Origin of the sequence: Vibrio diabolicus (assembly GCF_011801455.1) — a bacterium.
Lineage (GTDB): Bacteria > Pseudomonadota > Gammaproteobacteria > Enterobacterales > Vibrionaceae > Vibrio > Vibrio diabolicus.
Genome location: NZ_CP042451.1, coordinates 1,581,216 through 1,603,144, shown reverse-complemented (window position 1 = coordinate 1,603,144; position 21,929 = coordinate 1,581,216). Strand labels below are relative to the sequence as shown.

The 21,929-nt window shown below is 43.2% G+C and carries 13 protein-coding genes; 4 read left to right on the top strand and 9 right to left on the bottom strand.

Annotation, left to right across the window (positions count from 1 at the left end):
* Window positions 1–170: 170 nt before the first annotated feature.
* The 9 genes from FR741_RS07805 to FR741_RS07765 form a co-directional block, all read right to left on the bottom strand.
* On the bottom strand, window positions 171–713 hold the full coding sequence (locus tag FR741_RS07805; RefSeq protein WP_005396505.1) for a cell division protein ZapC: 543 nt from the start codon (window positions 711–713) through the stop codon (window positions 171–173).
* 168 nt (window positions 714–881) lie between these two features.
* Complete coding sequence (gene pyrD / locus FR741_RS07800) at window positions 882–1,892, bottom strand: quinone-dependent dihydroorotate dehydrogenase (protein WP_006743218.1); 1,011 nt, start codon at window positions 1,890–1,892, stop codon at window positions 882–884.
* Window positions 1,893–2,206: 314 nt separating this feature from the next.
* Window positions 2,207–7,048: an NAD-glutamate dehydrogenase gene (locus tag FR741_RS07795; RefSeq protein WP_114322321.1), complete on the bottom strand. Its 4,842-nt coding sequence runs from the start codon at window positions 7,046–7,048 to the stop codon at window positions 2,207–2,209.
* A gap of 201 nt (window positions 7,049–7,249) precedes the next feature.
* Window positions 7,250–7,468 carry a DUF2835 domain-containing protein gene (locus tag FR741_RS07790; protein ID WP_046876238.1) on the bottom strand — a complete coding sequence of 73 codons (219 nt, stop codon included), beginning with the start codon at window positions 7,466–7,468 and terminating at the stop codon, window positions 7,250–7,252.
* 64 nt (window positions 7,469–7,532) lie between these two features.
* Window positions 7,533–10,139, bottom strand: a complete 2,607-nt coding sequence (gene pepN / locus FR741_RS07785) for an aminopeptidase N (protein WP_167426563.1) — start codon at window positions 10,137–10,139, stop codon at window positions 7,533–7,535.
* A gap of 228 nt (window positions 10,140–10,367) precedes the next feature.
* Window positions 10,368–11,033, bottom strand: a complete 666-nt coding sequence (locus FR741_RS07780) for a hypothetical protein (protein ID WP_167426562.1) — start codon at window positions 11,031–11,033, stop codon at window positions 10,368–10,370.
* Between the two features lie 195 nt (window positions 11,034–11,228).
* On the bottom strand, window positions 11,229–13,235 hold the full coding sequence (gene prc / locus FR741_RS07775; protein ID WP_005396554.1) for a carboxy terminal-processing peptidase: 2,007 nt from the start codon (window positions 13,233–13,235) through the stop codon (window positions 11,229–11,231).
* Between the two features lie 17 nt (window positions 13,236–13,252).
* Complete coding sequence (gene proQ, locus FR741_RS07770) at window positions 13,253–13,879, bottom strand: RNA chaperone ProQ (RefSeq protein ID WP_046876216.1); 627 nt, start codon at window positions 13,877–13,879, stop codon at window positions 13,253–13,255.
* Between the two features lie 98 nt (window positions 13,880–13,977).
* Complete coding sequence (locus FR741_RS07765; protein WP_167426561.1) at window positions 13,978–14,451, bottom strand: GAF domain-containing protein; 474 nt, start codon at window positions 14,449–14,451, stop codon at window positions 13,978–13,980.
* A 92-nt stretch (window positions 14,452–14,543) separates the two neighbouring features.
* On the opposite strand from FR741_RS07765, the gene FR741_RS07760 reads away from it, so the two are divergent.
* From FR741_RS07760 to rsmF, 4 genes are all read left to right on the top strand, one after another.
* Complete coding sequence (locus tag FR741_RS07760) at window positions 14,544–16,340, top strand: ABC transporter ATP-binding protein (RefSeq protein ID WP_053807440.1); 1,797 nt, start codon at window positions 14,544–14,546, stop codon at window positions 16,338–16,340.
* Window positions 16,341–16,364: 24 nt separating this feature from the next.
* Window positions 16,365–17,615 carry a paraquat-inducible protein A gene (locus FR741_RS07755; protein WP_006743266.1) on the top strand — a complete coding sequence of 417 codons (1,251 nt, stop codon included), beginning with the start codon at window positions 16,365–16,367 and terminating at the stop codon, window positions 17,613–17,615.
* Window positions 17,608–20,256, top strand: a complete 2,649-nt coding sequence (locus tag FR741_RS07750) for a PqiB family protein (RefSeq protein WP_167426560.1) — start codon at window positions 17,608–17,610, stop codon at window positions 20,254–20,256. The genes FR741_RS07755 and FR741_RS07750 overlap by 8 nt, the downstream gene beginning before the upstream one ends.
* Before the next feature lie 150 nt (window positions 20,257–20,406).
* On the top strand, window positions 20,407–21,843 hold the full coding sequence (gene rsmF / locus FR741_RS07745; protein ID WP_167426559.1) for a 16S rRNA (cytosine(1407)-C(5))-methyltransferase RsmF: 1,437 nt from the start codon (window positions 20,407–20,409) through the stop codon (window positions 21,841–21,843).
* The last annotated feature ends 86 nt before the right edge of the window (window positions 21,844–21,929 follow it).

Below are 21,929 nucleotides of genomic sequence, written 5' to 3'. Positions count from 1 at the left end.
GATTGAAATAAGTAAAATAAAAGTGACCAGCTTCATGTTTGCATGCATAGAAAACATACAGTTTCATGGCTGATGGGGCTCTAGTATCAAAGGAATGGACAAAAAAAATCGACCTAACGAGGTCGACTAATGCAAACAAAGGAACGAAATAAAGAAAAAATTAAACAGGTTTACCCCACCATTGCCATAGGGGTTATTGCAAAGAGGTGATTTGCACAAGCCATGCGGTCATGCATTACTTTAATCGGCTGCCCAAACTGAAGCGCCTTATTGCCATCAAGCACAAACGCTTCTTGGTTAACATAAGCACATAAGCTCGACGTCTCGCCTGGTTCTAACACGATGAACATGCCATCAGAATATTGGTTTGTTAGAAAGACCATGTCCCCTTCTTCAGGCTCGTAACCTGAGGACTGTGCGTCAAAGAACCAGCTTTTAGGCTGTACAGGTTTATGAAAGCGCTTTGCCGCAACACAATACAGTGTTAACTCAGCTTGGCGGTATTCACTGATGTCGAGGCATCGAATACGTTCATTAAACGTTTGGAATGCACTGGCGTCATCAACGGTAAATTCATTGTTTGAGAAGGCACAGTTAACCAACAATTTTCGGGATAAATTGGTTTGGAAAATCATTTCCTCCCCCAGATCCAGCATTAAGCAAGCTTTTTGCTCGTCAAAATACCAATTCCATTTGTCGCTGGGTTTAAGCATTATTCCGTTCTCTCTTGACTAGTTAAATCAGTGGTAAAGAGGTAAGACGCTTAATTACCTACTCGTGATTTTTAAATTTTACAAACGAACGGATAAAAAAAAAGAGGAAACAAAGTCCTCTTTTTTATGTAATAGCTACTGATTTTTCAGTGGTTTTTGATGAGTATGTTAAAGATTCTTAACAATATCACGTACTAGGCCTGGGCCGTGGTAAATAAAACCGGTGTAGACTTGAACAAGTTTAGCGCCTGCCATCAGCTTTTCTTTGGCTGCAACATAGGAATCCACACCACCAACACCGATAATTGGAAGTTTGTCTCCTAGCTCTTCATGAAGCTTACGTACGACTTCCGTAGAGCGTGATTGCACAGGGCGACCACTTAAACCACCTGCCTCATTGGCGTGTTTCATTCCTTCTACGATCGTGCGATCCAGAGTTGTGTTAGTCGCGATCACACCATCTATATTGTTTTTCAATAAAGAATCGCAGATTTGGCAGATTTCTTCGTCACTCAAATCAGGCGCAATTTTTAATGCTAGCGGGACGTATTTGTTGTACTTCTCTGACAGTTCTGCTTGTTTCGCTTTTAATTCAGAAAGTAGTTCATCAAGCGCTTCACCATATTGAAGTGAACGAAGACCCGGAGTGTTTGGTGATGAGATATTAACCGCAATGTAGCCTGCGTACTCATACACTTTCTCCATACAAATCAGGTAGTCCTCTGCCCCTTTCTCAATTGGTGTGTCTTTGTTTTTACCAATATTAATTCCGAGAACACAGTTGAATTTTGCTTGCTTTACATTCTCGACCAAATTATCAACGCCTAGGTTGTTAAAGCCCATGCGATTGATGATACCTTCAGCTTCGACTAAGCGAAATAAGCGTGGTTTATCATTCCCTGGTTGCGGACGAGGTGTTACTGTGCCAACTTCGACAAAGCCAAAGCCCATGGCATCAAATGCTTCAATGCATTCACCGTTTTTATCTAAGCCAGCCGCAAGACCTACTGGGTTACGGAATGTTAGTCCCATACACTCAACTGGACGAGTTGGTAATTGTTGGCGGTAGAAGAGATCAAGTGGTGTGCCGTTAAAGCGTTGGAAGTTCTTGATTGCAAGATCGTGTGCCTTCTCGGCATCGAGTTGGAAAAAGCCAGTTCTGGCTAGACGGTAAAGCATTGTGCCTCCGAAAGAAAAAAGCCCCGTATAAACGGGACAATATTATTTACTGTTTTTCATCGTAATTCAATGAAAATGAATGTATTAAGTAAAAACCTATATCTTTCTAATATTTTCAAATATAAAACAAACAATTAGAGTAAGATTTCAACAATAAAATTTATAACTAACCACCCTAAAGCAATCGATTTCAGCCTATTTTAACTTCCCCACACCGTTACGCTGTAACTCACTCAGCGCTATAATAGAAACGATGAGCAACAAAAAAGCCTCGCTAAATAACGAGGCTTTTACTTACAATTTGACTAGCTCATCTACTCTTTCGACGAACAGTTGAGATTCAAGAGTACTAATTCTCGAAGTGCTACAGAAAACTTAGCAAATTCGTGGACAGAGCCAACTTTGAACTCATTCAAGATGCTTTCCCAACGGTGCAGTGATTGCTCGTTAGTTTCCATCCAATCTTCTAACGCTTTCATCACGTCTAGCTCTTCCGTTGCACAGCCGCAATTTAATACCTGAGCCGTAAGTTGACGTTGTTGCCAGTCCAGATCTTCTCGGAATGCAGCTCTTGCCAGTGCCTGCCAGTTATTATCAACGGCTTGGCTGTTAATTTGCTTCAAGAACCAGTGTAACGATAAACGGTCACCTAAGTTAAAGTAGAGCTTCGATGCTTGCTCAACCGTTTTACCTGTTTCACTCGCCACTGATGAGATATCCAGTGCAGATTGTAAGCTGGATAAACGAGCGACTTGATGTGCAAGTTTCTCTTCTACCCCTTTCTCAATCCACCCCTGAGCAAGTTCATTGTGTTCTTCTACTTCAGACTCAACCAGCATAGTGTCTAAGGTTTCAGTGATAACATTGACATCTTGCTTGTAGATAGCAATCAGCTCACCAACTGTGCATTTACCACTGCGGTTGCGAAGCAACCAACGTGCAATTCGACGTAGTGCTCGACGAACATAAAACATGATTTCGTACTGAGCTTGAGCTGTGGCGATATTATCGAGTTCACGAGTCTGCTTAAGAATTGCTTCTAGATCGAAAATTTCACGAGCCGCACTGTATGCGTTAGCAATATCGACAACACTTGCACCGGTTTCTTCTTGCAAACGAGTGACGAAGTTACAGCCCATTTCATTAACCATCTGGTTAGCCAATGCTGTAGCGATAATTTCAGCTCGCAGTGGGTGATTAACCATTTGATCTTTATAGTTACGTCGTAACGCGCTTGGGAAATATTCAACAAGCTGTTTCGCGTGAAATTCATCATTCGCGATTTCATCCGTAACAAGTTGCTGTTTAAGTACCATTTTACCGTAGGCAACCAACACCGATAGCTCAGGGCGAGTCAGACCTAGTCCCTGTTTTTCACGCTCGATTAGCGTTTCGTCATCAGGGATGTATTCGAGAGCACGATCCAAGTACCCTGCTTTTTCCATGGTATGGATGAATCGAATTTGTTCCTTAACAATGCCAACACCTTGCTGTTCAGTAACGGAGATCGACTCAGATTGACGGTAAGCATCATCTAAGACAATTTCACCCACTTCGTCTTCCATAGACTCTAGAATTTGGTTACGTTGCTTAACCGTAAGATCGCCATTTGAAACCAGTCCATTAAGGAAGATCTTGATGTTGACTTCATTATCCGAACAGTCAACGCCACCCACGTTATCAACGAAGTCTGTGTTCACTCGGCCGCCAGTCAGTGCGTATTCAATACGACCAAGCTGAGTCATACCCAAGTTACCGCCTTCGCCAACTACTTTTGCTCTTAAGTCACGGCCGTCAATGCGCAGCATGTCGTTAGCACGGTCACCAACATCCGTATGAGTTTCTGTCGATGCTTTAACGTAAGTGCCGATACCACCATTCCAAAGCAGATCGACTTTCATTTTCAAGATCATCTTAATCAGATCGTTAGGCGCTAAAGATGCTTTCTTAGTCCCTAACATTTTCTGAATTTCTGGCGTTAGTTGGATCGACTTTGATCGACGAGAGAAGATACCACCACCTTGAGAGATCAAATCTTTATTGTAATCTTCCCAGCTTGATCTTGGTAGATTAAACAAGCGGTTACGTTCTTCCCAGCTGGTGGCTGAATCTGGATTTGGATCAATAAAGATGTGCATGTGGTTAAAGGCAGCTTGCAATCGAATATGCTTCGATAACAGCATACCGTTACCGAACACGTCACCAGCCATATCACCTACACCGATTGCGGTAAAGTCAGTGGTCTGGCAGTTGATGCCCATTTCACGGAAGTGACGCTTAACTGATTCCCAACCACCTTTTGCAGTGATACCCATCGCTTTGTGGTCGTAACCATTTGAACCACCTGAAGCGAATGCGTCACCTAACCAGAAGTTGTACTCTGCAGAAACAGAGTTCGCTAGGTCTGAGAATGTTGCTGTGCCTTTATCTGCCGCCACTACTAGGTATGGGTCATCTTCGTCATGGCGCACAACGTTTTGTGGTGGCACAACTTCACCTTCAATGATGTTATCCGATACATCAAGTAGCGCACGAATAAATCGTTTGTAACAACGTTGACCTTCAGCAAAGATCTCATCACGGGTTGTGAGAGATGGCTGGCGTTTACAAACAAAGCCGCCTTTTGCACCCACAGGCACAATAACAGTGTTCTTAACTTGCTGAGCTTTTACGAGACCAAGAATCTCAGTACGGAAGTCTTCTTGACGATCTGACCAACGCAAACCACCACGAGCCACTTTTCCGCCACGAAGATGAACACCTTCAATATCTGGTGCGTACACAAAGATCTCGAACGCGGGTACAGGCTGCGGAATCTCTGGAATATCGCTCGGTTTCATTTTCAAAGATAACCAAGGCTTAGGTTGCTTACTTTCGTCTAGCTGATAGTAGTTAGTACGAAGTGTCGCCATGATCATGTCGATGTAACGACGAATAATACGATCGTCATCCAAGCTCTCTACACGATCCAACTGCTCTGTTAGCTTTTTAATCAGATCGTTTTGGCCTTTTTCACTGCCTTTGTGTTTCGGATCGAATCGCTTGGTGAACAGCTTGACTAGACCTGTTGCTAAGTCTGGGTAGTGGCTTAGCGTGTCTTCGATGTATTGTTGACTGAATGGGAAACCAACTTGGCGCATGTACCGAGCATAAGCACGAAGAATGGAAATCTCACGCCCAGATAGCGACGCACCTAGTACCAATCGGTTAAAACCATCACTTTCAAGGTTGCCTGCCCAAATTGCGGCAAATGCTTGTTGGAAACGATCACGAGCCTCACGAAGATCAACTGTTTTCTCGCTCTTATGCAGCATAGAGAAATCAAGGATCCAGAATGTCTGTCCGTTGTTTTTCTCGATCTCATATGGTGATTCACCTATCACTCGTAAGCCAAGGTTTTCAAGCATTGGCATTACGTCAGAAAGATGGATTGGCTCATCGCGATGGTATAGCTTCAAGCGAACAGCTTTTGAATCCGCCCCCTCTTCTTGAGGTCGGTAGAACAACATACCAAGTTTATTATCATCACTTAACGCTTCTAAGCGTTCAATATCTGCAACCGCAGAACCTGGCATCATGTCCTCTTTGTATGAGCGAGGGAACGCACTCATGTATTCTTTTGAAAGAGGAAGGCCTTTGCTTTCACCAAAGTTAGCAATGATGGATTCTTTTAGTCTGTCATCCCAAGAGGTAGAAACTTCCATTAGGTTTTGCTCGATCTTTTTCACGTCTACGTCAATGTTGTTATTGTCTACACGAACAATGTAATGTGTTCTCGCTAGTGGGCTTTCTGAGAAGAACGTTGTAAATTCAACCTCTTGCTCGCAACCAAAGTACTGCTTAAGAATGCGTTGAGTTTGACGACGTAACTCTGTGTTGTAACGATCTTTAGTGACATAAACCATGCAGCTAAAGAAACGACCAAATGGGTCCTTACGAACAAATAAACGCAGTAGGTCACGATCTTGCATTTGTACAACACCCATACCCACCTCAAGCAACTCTTCTTCATTTGCTTGGAGTAGTTCATCGCGTGGGTAGTTTTCTAAGATATTGTGCAATGCTTTGTATGAATACGATCCGTGACGGTATCCGCTCGCTTCAAGGATACGGTCCACTTTTTCACGGATCAGAGGGATGCTTTGTACCGCTTGGTTATACACGGCAGAGGTATATAAACCAGTAAAGCGATGCTCACCTATTACTTTACCGTTTTCATCAAACTTCTTAACACCAATGTAATCAGTATAAGCTGGTCGGTGAATACGAGATGCTTTGTTACCTTTTGTGATAATCAGAGCGTATGGCTTTTTCGCTTCTAACCGCGCAGAGTCTGAAAGCTCAGATAGCTTGACGCTACGTACACGCTTGTCATCAGCAAATAGACCAAGTCCTTTCTCTTTAGCAGGAACAAGCTCGGTATCACCATTGACTTCTTCTAAGTCATAATCTTTGTAACCCATAAAGGTAAAATTATGATCTTCTAGCCAACGAAGAAATGCGATCGTTTCGTCCATACGATCCGTTTGGATAGAAACACGATCTTTATTTTTCTCAAGTTCATCAGTCACAAGCTTAAGCTTATCAACCATTTGCTTCCAGTCATCAACGACTAAACGAGTGTCAGATAGAATTTTTAACAGCTCTTCTTTAAGCGCTTGCATCTCTTCTTTACTAGTAAGGCGGTCTACCTCGATATGGAACAGTGACTGAAGAACACCACCCTCACCGTTTACGTCGGTAACTTGGCCTTTTTTATCACGCTGTATCTGTGTTGGGTTGTTTAACATTAGGTGGCAAACAAGGTCCAAACGCGCTAAAGCCATTTTGACTGAGTCCACTAAGAATGGACTATCTGGAACAACAATTTCTACGATTGTGTGTGTGGATTGCCAGCCTTGACGACTTACGGTCGGGTTAAATACTCGTACCGAAATCTCTTCTGGTTTTTTTTCATTGATATGGTGCCAAAGGCTGACGACAGCACCATAAAGATCGGATTCGTTTCGCTGAATCAGGTCATCATCAGCAATGTTACTGAATAAGTGTTGAGCAAGTTTAGTTACAAGCGTTTGGTGAGAAAGCTCGAGTTTGTCTTGAATCAGTTGGTAAACTTTTTCAAGCAGAACCGGCACTACATTTTCACGCGCGGTCATATTCACACTCCACATTAGAATTGTTGTTTTGTAGGGGGACTTAGTAGCTAGGTTGTTACCTTAGAAACTAAGCATAGGTAATGCATGTGCCCATTGTAAAAGCATAATTACAAATGTTTAACAACTAATCGTGGTGGTAAGAGGTGAAATGTCCGATTCTGTGACTAAGATTCCTATTTAACTCTCTGCAAATACAATACATCACAGAGTTTCTAACTTAAGAAACTTATTATTTTGGTCAGTTGTTAGTCTAAACTGGCCTTTAATGCCTAATTGACTAAGAAATGGTCTGAATCGTGCGGCGGGTAACTGCAAACGTAAACCGTTATGTGTGACGACTTGAACAACACTTGCCGCGCCAGAATAATGGGATAAAAACGTTTGATATGAAATGTTGAGGTTGAAGTAGTAATAGTTCATGAAGTAAAAACTAAGTGACATAAACAATAAGGTGGCCTTAATGACCACCCTATTGTGTTGTTTACTATTCGTCTAGTGCTTTAGTCACTTTTTCGAATAAGTCTTTAGCAAGATTATCCATTGCTTTAAGCTTTTCAAGTTCTGCTTTGATCAAAGCTTGGCGACCTTCATCGTATTTACGGAACTTAAGCAAAGGATCAATCATTCTAGATGCGACTTGTGGGTTCGAATCATTAAGTTGGCGAAGGATTTCTCCTGCAAATTGGTAACCTGCACCGGATTTATCATGGAAACGCACAGGGTTAGCACTTAAGAACGAGCCAATCAAACTGCGCGTACGGTTCGGATTTTTCAAGCTAAATGCTTCGTGGTTCATGGTTGCTTTTACTTTTTCAAGAGCATCCTCTGCAGGATTGCTACCTTGAAGTGCAAACCACTTGTCCATAACCAAACCATCGTGCTTCCATTTATCGCTATAATCTGCCATAAGAACTTCACGACACTCAAGCTGAGCACTATTTGCAGCACTCATCGCTGCAATCGTATCTGTCATGTTATTTGCAGATGCGTATTGTGCTTTCACTAAATCATTACCTTTTTCCGTATGTGCTAGGTATTGCAGACAACGGTTACGTAATGCACGCTTGCCAATCGCAGCATGATCGATCGTGTACTCTGTTTGCTTCAGTGTATGATAAGTTGCACTTAGCTCATCTTCTAACTCTTGAGAAAGTGACACTGTAATACTGTTTAGCACTTTGTCTACGGCATCGATGTCAATTTGCTGGTACCAGCCAGTAATCTCATTAATTGAAGGCAAAGAGAAAACTTGAGCAATAAAAGCTGGCTCAAGCGTCTCATCCAATAGCACACCACGGAACGCATCTATCACGCCTTCAGAAAGCGATACTTCTTGTCCGGCTTGAACGTTTTTCACGTTCTGACGAATGTACTTAGCCAATAGCATTTGGCTTGCATCCCAACGAGCAAAGTCATTCGTCGCGTGTTTCATCAAGAAGACTAATTCATCATCACTGTAGTCGTATTCTAGTTTTACTGGTGCCGAAAATTCACGCAACAAAGATGGCACTGGTTGTTCTTCGACATTTTCGAATACGAACGTTTGCTTATCTTGTTTAATATCTAATACGTTATGAACAGATTCACCGTTAATCAGCAATGGGATAACTTGACCTTTCGAATCGTACAGCTCGATATCAAACGGAATGTGCAACGCTTGCTTTTCAGCCTGGTCTTGCGTTGGCTCCGTAAATTGCTCTACCGTTAGCGCGTAAGTTTTTGCATTGGCATTGTATTCGCTATTTACGCGCAGCGTCGGTGTACCAGATTGGCTGTACCATAGACGGAATTGTTTTAAATCGACACCGGTGGCATCTTCCATTGCAGAAACAAAGTCTTCGCATGTCGCAGCAGTACCATCGTGACGTTCAAAGTAAAGTTTCATCCCTTTTTGGAAGCCCTCTTCGCCAAGGAGTGTATGGTACATGCGAATAACTTCGCTGCCCTTTTCATACACTGTTAGCGTGTAGAAGTTGTTCATCTCAATGACTTTGTCAGGACGAATCGGGTGAGACATTGGGCTTGCATCTTCTGCAAACTGAGGGCCACGGATGATACGTACGTTATCGATGCGATTATCTGCGCGAGAGCCTAAATCAGAAGAGAATTCTTGGTCACGGAATACGGTTAAGCCTTCTTTTAGACTTAGTTGGAACCAGTCACGGCAAGTGACACGGTTGCCAGTCCAGTTGTGAAAATACTCATGACCGATCACAGCTTCGATACCTAAGTAGTCACGATCGGTCGCCGTTTGGTCATTCGCCAGAACATACTTTGAGTTAAAGATGTTTAGGCCTTTGTTTTCCATTGCGCCCATATTGAAGAAATCAACGGCAACGATCATGTAAATATCCAGATCGTATTCAAGGCCAAAGCGTTCTTCATCCCACTTCATCGAGTTGATCAGCGATGTCATCGCATGGCCTGCACGATCTAAGTTACCTTTATCAACAAAGATTTCTAAATCAACACTGCGACCTGACATCGTTGTGTATTTGTCACGCAGTACGTCAAAGTCCCCTGCGACAAGAGCAAACAAGTAAGCTGGCTTTGGATGCGGGTCCTGCCATTGAACCCAATGACGACCGTTCTCTGCATCGCCTTCTGCAATTCGGTTACCATTGCTCAGCAAATATGGATAAGCGGATTTATCTGCGATCACTTTTGTCGTGTATTTTGCCAGAACATCAGGACGATCTAAGTAATAAGTAATACGACGGAAGCCCTCGGCCTCACACTGAGTACAAAATGCGCCGCCTGATTTGTACAAACCTTCGAGTGCTGTATTCGCTTCAGGATCAATTTTGGTGACGATTTCAAGTTCAAACTCGAATGGAAGATCGGTCAGTACAAGCGATGATTCTTTCACTTCGTGATGAGCCCAATCCTCACCGTTTACTTTTACAGCGCGCAGCTCAAGCCCCTCGCCATCGAGTTCTAGCGTTGTTGTATCGCCTTTTTGAGCAACCTTTGATATCGCCGTAACGATGGTGTCATTGTCATAAAGATCAAACGTAAGATCGATATCGGTAATCGCGTGAGATGGCTCTTGATAATCTTTACGATATTTGGCCTGGGGAGCTTGGGACATGAGCATAAATCCTTGTATGTCGAACAACAAAAATACCAGACTGCATGATCAAAAATGCAGTTCTGGTATCACTATATAAGCTATTTGTAGGGGTTGTGGTATCAGAATACAAGTCTTTCCATCAAAAAACGGAGCTTTTAGTGCTCTAGCTCCGTTTTTTGATTAACATTTAAACAACATTGACAATTTACCGTATGCTCGCGTAATTTGTCGTAGCAAGATAAGCTATCAAGGCGTTACCCGATTAAGTACCGCGTACATATCGCCATTTGAATCTTCGATCGTTAATTCATTTTTGTTGAGCTTATAGGTGGTCCCGTGCTCGCCATTTTCATAGAGCAAGACTAAATATTCATCTTCTGTGTAGAAAACACCTTGCTTGATTGACTCATCCCCTTCTTCGTTGGATACCCGAAACATAAACACGAAGTCAGGTTGAAGTATCAGATCCATATGGTTGATGTTGTTTGCCACAAGGCCATCTCCGGATACATAAGAGCTAGACCATATGCCCGCTAGCGAGTTAGACAACCCTTTAGTAAAAATCACACCATTAAGATCAAGTGTATTGTGATTATTGCGATAGGCATAAATTTGAGGCTCATCTGTGTTTAAGCCAAGAACGATGGTGTCTTCATTGGCGTTATACAATCCTTCCCAATGATCGACAGAATAATCTTTCTTTTGAATATCAATAGAAAAGCTGTAGTCGGAACCCAGTGACAGTTTTATCGCACGAAAATTTTCAGCCGACTCTTCGGGGTTTGGGTTCATTAAATACCAGTCTCCGATGAGAAACGGCGTGTCAAAGTGACTTAATTCATCTTCTCTGGTGTTTTCTCCGCTAAACACACTAAAGCAGCAAAAGCTAAGTAAAATAAAGAACCATTTCATATCGGCATCCTTATCGTTTTCTTTTAGCTTAGGCAGTAGTCCTCACTTTCGCGAAATTTTAGATGTAGATCACGTAAATTATTGGGAAAAAATAAGCGAATATCTTACTTGATACTCAATACAAACAAAGATGAAAAGACATAAAAAAAGAGTGAGCCTGAAAGACTCACTCTTTTTACTTTGAATTGCCAGTTATTATGACTGATTTTTCTGCTTGAGTAGATCAACCATAATCGCGACAGACTCATCTAAATAAACATCAGGCGCTTCATAATCTTTAGGTATATCATCCAATGTTTTGAATGCTTCCTTACCTAAAGCAGCTTGACGCTCATTGATGCGTTGCAATCGAAGGGCTTCCGCTTTATCCGATTCAGCCTTACGAACTTTCTCGTTCAAAGACAACATATTATCGTCTTTTTCTTTACGATACTTCTCTATGTCTTCATTGATGAAACGGAATTCCATCTCATCAGAAATACGCTTGTTATGAAGAGCGGTGAGTTTTTCAACTAATGCTTCGTTGCTTGGGAAGGTTTGATATTTTGCTTTATCAATCTGATCCCAAGGTAGTGCATTGTCTTCTACACTTTCACCCGTTTCAGAAGCTTCAATTGGTGTTGGGTACGAAATATCGGGTGCAACACCACGATTTTGCGTACTTCCACCGTCAATACGGTAGAACTTCTGAATCGTGTACTGAACGTAGCCTAGCTCTTTATCGAAAAGATCGTAGATATGATTCAGTGAACGATGCTGTTGAACCGTACCTTTACCGAAAGAATTTTCACCTAAAATAATGGCACGATTATAATCTTGCATTGCTGCTGCAAAAATTTCAGACGCTGAAGCACTGTAGCGGTTAATCAACACCGTCAGCGGACCATCGTAGCTCACTTTTCCGTCAGTATCGGCGTTCACCTTAATACGACCATAGCTGTCACGAACTTGAACAACAGGACCTTCTTTAATGAATAACCCTGTTAATGCTGTCGCTTCCGTTAATGCACCACCACCGTTGTTACGTAGATCAACGATTACGCCGTCAACGTTTTTGGTTTTTAACTCAGCAAGCAGTTTATCGGTATCTTTCGACAAACCGACGTAGAAACTTGGCACTTCTAAAATACCAATCTTCTTACCATCTTTTTCGATGATCTCCGACTTCACTGCGCGATCTTCTAGACGAACTTTGTCACGAACAATTGTGACAATGTAACTCTTCGCATCGTTACCTTCTGGCAAGATCTGTAGATTAACCTTTGTGCCTTTTGGGCCTTTGATTAATTGAACTACATCATCCAGACGCCAACCGATCACGTCGACAATCTCTTCACCATCTTGTCCAACACCGATGATTCGATCCCCTTCGCCAAGTTGCTTGCTCTTCGACGCTGGGCCACCAACAACAAGTGAACGAATTACTGTGTAATCGTCAGTCATTTGCAGAACGGCACCAATGCCTTCCAGAGAAAGGTTCATTTCCGATTGGAATTGCTCAGCATTACGTGGAGAAAGGTAGCTAGTATGAGGGTCGACTTGTCGGGCGAAGGCATTCATATATAACTGGAATGCATCTTCGTTATTAGTCTGTGTGATCCGCTTCATCGCGTTGTTATAACGCTTCTCTAAAACCTCTTTAATCTCTGGCCATTCTTTGCCAGTCAGTTTCAGATTTAACGCGTCATATTTCACGCGCTTACGCCATAACTCGTTGAGCTCCGCTTCGTCTTTTGGCCATGCAGCTTCAGAACGGTCTAACTCTATCTCGTCATCAGTATCAAACTTGATCTCTTCGTCGAGTAGCGTTAACGCATAAGCAAAGCGCTCGAAACGCTTTTGCATTGAGAGGTTATAAACATCAAAAGCAATTTGGTTGTTACCAGCCTTTAGCTGATCATCAAGCTCAATTGACCAGTCTTTAAAAGAGTCGATGTCCGCTTGAGTAAAAATATTTCTATTATAATCAAGCAATTCTACATAGCGTTCAAAGATCGCTTTGGAGAAATCATCATTGAGGCTGAAATGCTTATAATGAGAGCGGGTAAATCGAGAGGTGACTCGTTTGCTAGCTGTTTCGTGCTGAACTTCAGGAGCGAGAACCGGCAAGTCATCTTTATGTAGTTTGGCTTCGAGAGCCTGAGCTGATGCTGCTAGCCATAAGCTAGCAGCAATCAGTGTCACTTTTGAACGGCAATTCATGCGTAGGAGTATCTCCTTTATGCGCGCAAGTGCTCCGCTTTCACAACCATTTGTAGGCCGTTAGCAAGTTGAACACGTACATCATCCTTATTGATCTCAACAATGGTCGCTGCCATGTTTCCTTTGCCCATGTTCACGTTAACTGCGTTACCTACTGTGATTTCGTCAGCATTTAGAGCGCGCGTTTCTACAGGCTTAGTTGTTTTTTGTACTTTTGGTTTGTTAGTACGACGAGGCTGTTGAGGCTTTTTAGCCGCTGGTTTCGCTTTCGCCTTACCCTCTTCACGAGCTTTTTGTGCTTGTTCTTTACGACGAGCTTGAACTTTTGCCTTGCTTTCTGCAAGTGTCGCTTTCGCGTGTTCAACGTGCTCTTCTTCTAGCTCACCACAAGGGTTGCCGTCTAGGTCTACACGTACTGCACCTGGTTTTACACCATGTAGGTAACGCCATGATGAAGTGTACTGTCTTAACGCTGCACGAAGCTGTGTTTTGCTTACTTTTTCGTCTTCACTTAGACGTTCCGCAAGATCTTGAAAAATACCAATTTTCAGAGGTTTTGCTTCACCTTCTAAAGTAAAGCACTTAGGGAAACATTCAGCAATATATGCAATAACTTCTTTGCTGTTTTTTAACTTTTCAGTCATGAGGGTTCCTGATTTGAGCGGATTTCCGCGAAGCATTAAGAAAAAATATTCTCGTATTATAGTGACATGCCAAGGAAAAACCACACTCGAGGGCTAATTTATGCGTCGTTCGCGTGTGAATTAAGCAGCTTTTCTACTTCAGCCATGAAATGAGTGAGACCTTCTTCGTCTGTTTCATTGAATCGACCAATGCTTGGGCTGTCAATATCAAGGACACCAACCACCTCTCCATTGATAGAAAACGGAATCACAATTTCCGAATTACTCGCTGCATCGCACGCTATATGTCCCTCAAATTCATGAACGTCGTATACTCTTTGTATAGTGTTAGTTTTTGCAGCAGTACCACAGACACCGCGCCCCATAGGAATGCGGACACAAGCTGGTTTTCCTTGGAACGGACCAAGAACGAGCTCTTCACCTTTTGCTAGGTAAAAGCCAGCCCAGTTAAGATCGTCCAATTCCATGAAAAGCAGTGAGCTCAAGTTTGCTAGGTTAGCAATAAAGTCTGTCTCAGACTCAATTAGAGCAACGGCTTGTTTGGTTAGTCTATGGTATTGTTCTATGTTCATATTAACTTCCTACTTACTATAAAAGCTTCCATTCTCACTGTATGGCGCTAAAATGCAGCCCTACTTTATAATAGGACTTATTCTCAATTACAATGCTTCTGAAAAATGACACTATTAGCCGTTCTTGGTTGATAACACAAGTAAAAAAGCACAAGTCCAAGCTGATCATAGCGAACTTGATAGCGGTGCTTGCAACCTTGATTAGTGTTCCAATCCCCCTTCTCATGCCGTTGATGGTTGATGAGGTTTTATTGGACCAACCAGCAAAAGGCTTAGCTGCTATGAATGCCATTCTCCCTGAAGCGTGGCACACTCCGACGGGTTATATATTTTTCACCCTTTTCTTGGTCGTCCTGATGCGAGCTGCAAGTCAGGGGTTAAATATCCTTCAAAGCCGACAATTTACACTTGTTTCTAAAACGATCACGTTTGAGATGCGCAGTAAAATGATCGACAAGCTTGGTCGTATCAGCATCCGTCAATACGAAACCAAAGGCAGCGGAGGCATCAACGCTCACCTTATCACTGACATTGAGACCATCGATAAATTTATTGGTTCTACGTTAGCAAAATTCGTTATCAGTTTTTTAACGGTCATTGGTACTGCCATCGTTCTGCTTTGGCTCGACTGGCGACTTGGTCTATTTATTTTGCTAGTTAACCCTATTGTCATTTACTTCTCACGTAAACTCGGAAGTATGGTTAAACATCTGAAACGGAAGGAAAATCATTCTTTTGAAATTTTCCAAAATCGTTTAGTTGAAACATTAGATGGCATTTACCAGCTGCGCGCAGCCAATAAAGAGCGAGAATTTCTCCAACAACTCAAAGACAGTGCGAACCAAGTTCGTGTGGATGCAGACAAGTATGCGTGGCAATCAGAAGCGGCAGGTCGCGTCTCTTTCCTACTCTTCTTAATCGGTTTTGAGTTATTCAGAGCCGTCGCCATGCTGATGGTCATGTTTAGTGACCTCACTATTGGTCAAATCTTTGCTGTTTTTGGTTACCTATGGTTTATGTTGTCTCCTGTTCAAGAGCTGCTCGGCATTCAGTTTTCTTGGTACAGCGCGAAAGCTGCGTTAAAACGCATCAACGACTTATTAGTATTAGAAGAAGAACAAAGACCGGTACCTAAGGTAAATCCTTTCAAAGAAGACAGAGAAGTCGATGTTAAAGTAGAAAACGTAGACTTCTCTTATAATAATGAAAACAAAGTCCTAGATAACCTTTCTTTACATATACCGGCAGGAAAGAAAGTGGCGTTAGTTGGTGCGAGCGGAGGCGGTAAGTCGACCTTAATACAACTACTTATTGGGGTTTATCGTCAAAACTCCGGTAGCATTCGCTTTAATGATGAATTAACAGAAGATATTGGTTTTGAAGTAATTCGCGACAAAATTGCCGTGGTATTACAGCAACCTATACTATTTAACGACACCTTGAGGCATAATCTAACACTCGGTGGGAATTTTGACGAAATGTCACTTTGGCGAGCTCTTGAAGTAGCTCAGCTGCAAGATGTTATTTCTCAACTGAATCACGGTTTGGATACTCAAGTCGGCCGTAACGGCATTCGTTTGTCAGGTGGTCAACGACAACGCCTTGCCATCGCAAGAATGGTGCTGAGTGATCCTCAATTTGTTATTTTAGATGAAGCCACGTCTGCGCTTGATACCGCTACTGAAGCGGCATTGCACAAAGCATTGACTGAATTCTTACGTGGTAGAACAACATTAATCGTTGCGCACCGTCTATCAGCCGTAAAACAAGCCGATTTGATCTACGTGCTTGAAGATGGAAAAGTAACGCAAACAGGTACTCATGGTGAGTTAGTTGAGCAAGAAGGCTTATATCAAACCTTATATGGGGGCATACAGTCCCACGCTTAAATCGTTCAAGTTAGAGAGGTCGTTATGACCTCTCTGTCTAAGCACGCCATGCAGCCAAATAATGTGCGCTTGTGCCAAGGTTGCGAATTGCCTGTCGATATCGTCGACTTACCCAATGGAAAAAATGCACACTGTCCTCGTTGTGGCACACAGTTGTATCGAGGCGGTAGCCCTAGCCTCTCAGGTAATTTAGCCGTCGCGATAACCTGTATCCTGCTATTTATTCCATCACACTTTTTTAACTTTATTAGTATCCGACTCTTTGGTGTGATGATTCCGGCAACCCTACCTTCAGGGATGATCACATTGATGGAAGAAGGCTTTGTTCTTCTTTCACTGCTTATTCTATTTTGTAGCTCTCTAGCGCCGCTGACGGTTTGTGTTTCAGTGGTTACGGCACATATCTCGCTGCATCAACGGTGGTTTCGAGGGCTTCGTGTTTCACTGTGGCTAATTCAACATTTGAAACATTGGGTAATGCTGGATGTGTTCTTAGTTAGCATCGCCATTTCCTGCTTCAAACTCCAAGATTATTCCGACATTTTTGTAGGCCCAGGGTTAATTGGTCTGGTTCTTTTGCAGATATTTACCGTTTTGTTAGTTTCTCGAATCAGTGTGCGTCGTTACTGGGAAGCCTGGAAGCCAGAACGTCTTTATTCCTTTGAACACAAAGACGTGCATTGCCATGAGTGCCACCTGTCTCAACCTGAAGGTGACCATTGTCGGCGTTGTCACCACGAGTTATATCATCGCAAGCCCAACTCCATTCAGAAGACATGGGCTTACCTCATTGCGGCAACGATAGCGATTTTCCCAGCCAACTTGATTCCTATTTCCATCTTGCTGACCAATGGCAAACGTTTGGAAGATACTATTTTCTCAGGCGTAGCTGGGTTGGTAAAAAGCGGTATGTATGGCATCGCAGTGATCATTTTTGTGGCCAGTATTGTTGTGCCAGTTGTAAAAATACTTGGCCTTGCCTACATCATGCTTTGCATTCAATTCAAACGTTCGGTGTTTAAGAGACAACGAATGATGGTTTACTTTGTTGTTAAATGGATCGGCAAATGGTCTGTGATGGACTTGTTTGTTATTTCTATCATGATGACCTTAGTCGATCGTGGTCAGATACTTGATTTCACACCAGGATATGGCGCCGTGGCCTTTGGTGTTGTCGTGGTATTGACCATGCTTGCAGCGGAAAGTATTGATCCAAGGCTAATCTGGGACCAAACAGGCCCAACACAATCAGAAAAAGAGTCAATGAATGAGTGATCAGAACAGTTCTCAAACGTCATACGTACCAGATGTAAAGCGGAGCAAAGGCATATCTCCTCTTTGGCTTTTGCCAATTTTGACCATGGTCTTAGCTGGCTGGCTTGTGGTGAAGTCGATACACGATGCAGGACAACGGGTGCAAATCTATTTTTCTGACGCTGCTGGCTTGGTTGCCGGGCGAACCACTATCCGTTACCAAGGGCTAGAAGTCGGTATGGTGAGAGACATTAACCTCACTGAAGATCTCGGCAGTATTTATGTTGATGCCGATATCTACCCTGAAGCGGCAAAATTGCTGAACGATAAAACTCGCTTTTGGCTGGTAAAACCAACAGCAAGCCTAACAGGAGTTTCTGGGCTCGATGCGCTCGTGTCGGGTAATTACATTTCGATTCAACCTGGAGATGGTCAAGAGTTTGAAACAACGTTCCATGCGTTAGACTCTGCACCAACAGATTTGCGCGTTTCACAAGGTTTGAACATTAAACTCAAAAGCCGCGATTTAGGTGGTGTGTCGATTGGATCTCAAATTGTTTATAAGAAAATTCCAATCGGTGAAGTCTACAGCTACCAGCTGGATGAAGACGCAAAATCTATAACGATTCAAGCCAACATCCAGGATCAATACCGACATATAATTAACAACCGCAGTCGGTTCTGGAACGTAAGTGGAATCGGTGCCAGCATAGGTTTTGAAGGCGTCGATGTAAGGCTAGAAAGCATGAGTGCTCTACTCGGAGGCGCGATCGCCGTCGATTCTCCGGATGACGGTGAGCCTGTAGAAGAGAATACTGAATTCCGTCTGTATAAAGATTTGAAAACTGCAGGTCGAGGTATCGCTGTTAAAATCGTCCTCCCTGATGACAGTAAAATCAGTGGCGAAGGCGCACCCATTATGTATCGCGGAATCGAGATTGGCCAAGTTACAGACTTAAACCTATCCGAAGGGCGAGAAGTGATATTAGCGTCAGCGGCAATTCAACCAGCTTTCAGTGACATGCTGACGACAGGTACCCGATTCGTCTTAGAAGAAGCAAAAGTGTCCCTCTCTGGTGTTGAAAACATTGCCAATCTCGTGAGAGGAAACTTCTTAACCATTGTGCCAGGTGCCGGTGATCGCTCTCGCCGCTTTACTGCCATTCGTAAAAACGTTTTTAACCAACAGCAAGAAAAGTCCATCGCTATTCGTTTAGTGTCTGACAACTCGTTTGGCCTAGATAGCGGTGCCAACGTGCTTTACAAAGGCATCGTTGTCGGTTCAATTATCAACGTAGGCTTAGTTGAAGAAGGTAAAAAATCGCAACATGCAGTATTTATGGACGTATTGATTGATCATGAATACAAACACCTGATCAAATCAAACAACCGTTTTTATGTAACCGGAAGTGCCTCTGCAGAGTTAACGGAATCGGGCCTCAGCGTTACCGTTCCTCCGGCAAAACAGTTGTTAACTGGGTCCATTAGCTTTGTAAGCGAAGGCAAGCAAGATATTCAAAAAGAGTATCAACTATTCCAAAACGAATCATTGGCAGAACTAGCACAGTACAACCAAAGTGGCTCTAGAGCACTCACACTGTTTGCTTCTGAATTGCCGCCGATTTCCAAAGGCAGCCCTCTGCTCTATCGTAATCTTCCTGTTGGTAACGTCTCCGATTTCCAATTGGTTGATGGCGGTGTGTTAATTAAAGCAACCATCGAAAACCGCTTTGCTTACCTCGTAACACCGCAAACCGTCTTTTGGAACCGTTCAGGGATCGAGATAGATGCATCGTTAGCTGGCGTGAGTGTGAAAGCTCACCCTTTAAAATCATTAATCGAAGGTGGCATCGCTTTTGACTCTGTTCCTGGCGTTGAAAACAAAATTGGAGACAACTGGAAGTTATATACAGATCAAAAAACCGCTCGCAAGTTTGGACGCGTCATTGCTTTAGAAACCGACGGTTCGCAAGAGATTGCTAAAGGAATGCCGATTGAGTATCAAGGCGTCAAAGTTGGTGAAGTCACACTGGTTGTACCGAATTTTCGTCGCAATATGGTTGAAATTACCGCAAGAGTTCTACCTGAATACGTAGAAAATATTGCGGTGGAAGGCTCACATTTTTGGCTAACTGAGCCAGAGATTGGCTTAGGGGGCGTGAAAAACCTTGGCGCATTGGTGTCGAAATCCATCAGTGTTGAGCCAGGTAAAGGTAAAGCTAAATTTGATTTTCAGTTGGAAAACGGTTCAGAACGTGTTCAGGGCATGATGTTTACTTTACAAAGTGAACAACGAGGCTCAGTACAAGTCGGAACGCCTATTCTTTACCGCCAGATGGAAGTCGGCCAAGTAACCGACGTGAGCCTAGGAGAATTTGCCGATCGCGTCGTCACGACCATCAAGATACAGCCTGAATATGCTTACCTCGTTCGTCAAAACAGTGTATTTTGGAATGTTTCAGGAGTAGATGTCTCCATCGGAATTACTGGTGCGAACATCAAAGCGGGCACATTTGATAGTTTAGTTCGCGGAGGAATTGCGTTTTCAACGCCAGAGCAATCGACTATTCCACCAGCAGCAAAAAGTGGGCAATCTTTCTTTTTGTATCCACAAGCTGAAGAAGGTTGGACTCAATGGCGTACTGCGATTCCTAAGCCGTAGAATAAAGCTCAATTCACATACAATTGAAGTTTGAGTACCTTAAAAGAGCAGCAATCGCTGCTCTTTTTTATTGCTCGGCCCTTGTCACTATTCGTTTCTGCTTCGCTTTCGTATATTATTTGCCACAAATTCTGCAAACGAGATCCCACATTGCATCCTAATGTTTACATCCCAGACGCGTTTCTGGAAAAAATCCAAACTATCCTTCCTGCTCACCTCAACATGGAAGACTTTATCGCATCGTGCCAAAAGCCACTGCGCAAAAGTATTCGTGTTAATACGTTGAAGATCAGTGTTGAAGCGTTTCTAGAACGTGCAGACGCAAAAGGCTGGAAGCTTTCTCCTGTGCCTTGGTGTGACACAGGGTTTTGGATTGAAGCGGACGAGTCAGTTGTACCATTAGGCAACACTGCAGAGCACATGTCAGGCTTACTCTACATTCAAGAAGCCAGTTCAATGATGCCAGTATCTGCGCTGTTTATGAATGACGAATCTTACGATGCCGTGTTAGATACAGCAGCTGCACCAGGATCAAAGACCACTCAAATCGCGGCTTTAATGAACAATGAAGGCGTTCTCGTGGCCAATGAATACGCCGCAAGTCGTGTAAAAGTGCTGCATGCCAACGTGGAACGTTGTGGTGTACGTAACGCCGCACTAAGTAACTTCGATGGGCGCGTTTTTGGCGGTTGGCTACCAGAACAATTTGATGCGGTTCTGCTCGACGCGCCCTGCTCCGGCGAAGGCACCGTTCGCAAAGACGAAGATGCAATGAAAAACTGGACGCAAGCTTCCGTGCTCGACATAGCTGACACACAGAAAGATCTTATTGAAAGTGCCTTCCATGCACTAAAGCCCGGTGGTGTGATAGTTTACTCAACGTGCACACTCAGTACCGAAGAAAACCAACAAGTTTGTCATCACTTGAAAGAAACCTTTGGTGATGCCGTTGAGTTTGAAAGCCTTGAGACCTTGTTTGAAAACGCAAATGCTGCTCTAACTGAAGAAGGTTTTTTGCATATATTTCCACAGGTCTACGACTGCGAAGGATTCTTTGTCGCAAGAATTCGTAAACTGGCAGCTGTTGAACCACCAAAGGTCAAAAAGCGCATGGGCAAGTTCCCGTTTACCAAAGCATCGAAAAAAGAATCGGTTGAAATTGCCCAACAGCTGCAAAGTGCGTTAGGTATTGAACTTCCGAATGACAGTTCTGTATGGCTTCGCGATAAAGATGTCTGGTTGTTCCCTAATGCTTTAGAGCCAATGATCGGCGAATTACGCTTCTCCCGGATGGGTATAAAGATCGCGGAAGCCCATAAAAATGGCTACCGTTGGCAGCATCAGGTGGCAACGGCATTAGCGACGGGCTCTGAGGCAAACGCCATCGAGCTAACCATTGAAGAAGCGCGCGAATGGTACATGGGGCGTGATGTTCGCCCACAAACGATTCCTGAGGGAATGAAAACAGGTAAAGGCGAAGTACTTGTCACCTATCAAGGCGCAGTCATTGGCCTTGGAAAGTGGGTAAGCAACAGAATAAAGAATGGTCTTCCTCGCGAATTAGTACGAGATAAGAACTTATTTTAAAGAAGTAACGAATCATAAATAAATGAAAAGCCATCGTATTTGCGATGGCTTTTTAATTCGTAAGTATGAAAGCAACTGGGCTCGCT

Excerpts from the sequence above, each read along its gene's own strand:
- FR741_RS07805 (WP_005396505.1), bottom strand. The coding sequence starts at position 713 with ATGCTTAAACCCAGCGACAAATGGAATTGGTATTTTGACGAGCAAAAA.
- pyrD (WP_006743218.1), bottom strand. The coding sequence starts at position 1,892 with ATGCTTTACCGTCTAGCCAGAACTGGCTTTTTCCAACTCGATGCCGAG.
- FR741_RS07795 (WP_114322321.1), bottom strand. The coding sequence starts at position 7,048 with ATGACCGCGCGTGAAAATGTAGTGCCGGTTCTGCTTGAAAAAGTTTAC.
- FR741_RS07790 (WP_046876238.1), bottom strand. The coding sequence starts at position 7,468 with ATGAACTATTACTACTTCAACCTCAACATTTCATATCAAACGTTTTTA.
- pepN (WP_167426563.1), bottom strand. The coding sequence starts at position 10,139 with ATGTCCCAAGCTCCCCAGGCCAAATATCGTAAAGATTATCAAGAGCCA.
- FR741_RS07780 (WP_167426562.1), bottom strand. The coding sequence starts at position 11,033 with ATGAAATGGTTCTTTATTTTACTTAGCTTTTGCTGCTTTAGTGTGTTT.
- prc (WP_005396554.1), bottom strand. The coding sequence starts at position 13,235 with ATGAATTGCCGTTCAAAAGTGACACTGATTGCTGCTAGCTTATGGCTA.
- proQ (WP_046876216.1), bottom strand. The coding sequence starts at position 13,879 with ATGACTGAAAAGTTAAAAAACAGCAAAGAAGTTATTGCATATATTGCT.
- FR741_RS07765 (WP_167426561.1), bottom strand. The coding sequence starts at position 14,451 with ATGAACATAGAACAATACCATAGACTAACCAAACAAGCCGTTGCTCTA.
- FR741_RS07760 (WP_053807440.1), top strand. The coding sequence starts at position 14,544 with ATGCTTCTGAAAAATGACACTATTAGCCGTTCTTGGTTGATAACACAA.
- FR741_RS07755 (WP_006743266.1), top strand. The coding sequence starts at position 16,365 with ATGACCTCTCTGTCTAAGCACGCCATGCAGCCAAATAATGTGCGCTTG.
- FR741_RS07750 (WP_167426560.1), top strand. The coding sequence starts at position 17,608 with ATGAGTGATCAGAACAGTTCTCAAACGTCATACGTACCAGATGTAAAG.